The sequence below is a fragment of the Enterococcus sp. S183_ASV_20 genome (assembly GCF_018919685.1).
Lineage (GTDB): Bacteria > Bacillota > Bacilli > Lactobacillales > Enterococcaceae > Enterococcus > Enterococcus faecalis.
Map to the genome: position 1 here is coordinate 1 of NZ_JAHLRI010000120.1, position 2,072 is coordinate 2,072.

General features: G+C 24.7%; 2 protein-coding genes. Both read left to right on the top strand.

The window, feature by feature from the left end:
* Nucleotides 1–83: 83 nt before the first annotated feature.
* A complete protein-coding gene (locus KQI94_RS15795) occupies nucleotides 84–476 on the top strand; it encodes a GNAT family N-acetyltransferase (RefSeq protein WP_000393259.1) in 393 nt (130 codons plus the stop codon).
* Entirely contained in the window at nucleotides 477–1,916 is a 1,440-nt protein-coding gene (aph(2'')-Ia, locus tag KQI94_RS15800) for an aminoglycoside O-phosphotransferase APH(2'')-Ia (RefSeq protein WP_001028144.1), read from the top strand.
* The last annotated feature ends 156 nt before the right edge of the window (nucleotides 1,917–2,072 follow it).

Consider the following 2,072-nt stretch of genomic DNA (forward strand, 5'->3'; position numbering starts at 1 on the left):
AGAAAATACATCAATTTTGATAAGTAGAAATGGTAAAAACATTGTATAGCATTTTACACAGGAGTCTGGACTTGACTGAGTTTATGGAAGAAGTTTTAATTGATGATAATATGGTTTTTGATATTGATAATTTAAAAGGATTTCTTAATGATACCAGTTCATTTGGGTTTATAGCTAAAGAAAATAATAAAATTATAGGATTTGCATATTGCTATACACTTTTAAGACCTGATGGAAAAACAATGTTTTATTTACACTCAATAGGAATGTTACCTAACTATCAAGACAAAGGTTATGGTTCAAAATTATTATCTTTTATTAAGGAATATTCTAAAGAGATTGGTTGTTCTGAAATGTTTTTAATAACTGATAAAGGTAATCCTAGAGCTTGCCATGTATATGAAAAATTAGGTGGTAAAAATGATTATAAAGATGAAATAGTATATGTATATGATTATGAAAAAGGTGATAAATAAATGAATATAGTTGAAAATGAAATATGTATAAGAACTTTAATAGATGATGATTTTCCTTTGATGTTAAAATGGTTAACTGATGAAAGAGTATTAGAATTTTATGGTGGTAGAGATAAAAAATATACATTAGAATCATTAAAAAAACATTATACAGAGCCTTGGGAAGATGAAGTTTTTAGAGTAATTATTGAATATAACAATGTTCCTATTGGATATGGACAAATATATAAAATGTATGATGAGTTATATACTGATTATCATTATCCAAAAACTGATGAGATAGTCTATGGTATGGATCAATTTATAGGAGAGCCAAATTATTGGAGTAAAGGAATTGGTACAAGATATATTAAATTGATTTTTGAATTTTTGAAAAAAGAAAGAAATGCTAATGCAGTTATTTTAGACCCTCATAAAAATAATCCAAGAGCAATAAGGGCATACCAAAAATCTGGTTTTAGAATTATTGAAGATTTGCCAGAACATGAATTACACGAGGGCAAAAAAGAAGATTGTTATTTAATGGAATATAGATATGATGATAATGCCACAAATGTTAAGGCAATGAAATATTTAATTGAGCATTACTTTGATAATTTCAAAGTAGATAGTATTGAAATAATCGGTAGTGGTTATGATAGTGTGGCATATTTAGTTAATAATGAATACATTTTTAAAACAAAATTTAGTACTAATAAGAAAAAAGGTTATGCAAAAGAAAAAGCAATATATAATTTTTTAAATACAAATTTAGAAACTAATGTAAAAATTCCTAATATTGAATATTCGTATATTAGTGATGAATTATCTATACTAGGTTATAAAGAAATTAAAGGAACTTTTTTAACACCAGAAATTTATTCTACTATGTCAGAAGAAGAACAAAATTTGTTAAAACGAGATATTGCCAGTTTTTTAAGACAAATGCACGGTTTAGATTATACAGATATTAGTGAATGTACTATTGATAATAAACAAAATGTATTAGAAGAGTATATATTGTTGCGTGAAACTATTTATAATGATTTAACTGATATAGAAAAAGATTATATAGAAAGTTTTATGGAAAGACTAAATGCAACAACAGTTTTTGAGGGTAAAAAGTGTTTATGCCATAATGATTTTAGTTGTAATCATCTATTGTTAGATGGCAATAATAGATTAACTGGAATAATTGATTTTGGAGATTCTGGAATTATAGATGAATATTGTGATTTTATATACTTACTTGAAGATAGTGAAGAAGAAATAGGAACAAATTTTGGAGAAGATATATTAAGAATGTATGGAAATATAGATATTGAGAAAGCAAAAGAATATCAAGATATAGTTGAAGAATATTATCCTATTGAAACTATTGTTTATGGAATTAAAAATATTAAACAGGAATTTATCGAAAATGGTAGAAAAGAAATTTATAAAAGGACTTATAAAGATTGATTATATAATATATGAAAAGCTATTATAAAAGACATTAGTATTAAATAGTTTAAAAAAATGAAAAATAATAAAGGAAGTGAGTCAAGTCCAGACTCCTGTGTAAAATGCTATACAATGTTTTTACCATTTCTACTTATCAAAATTGATGTATTTTCT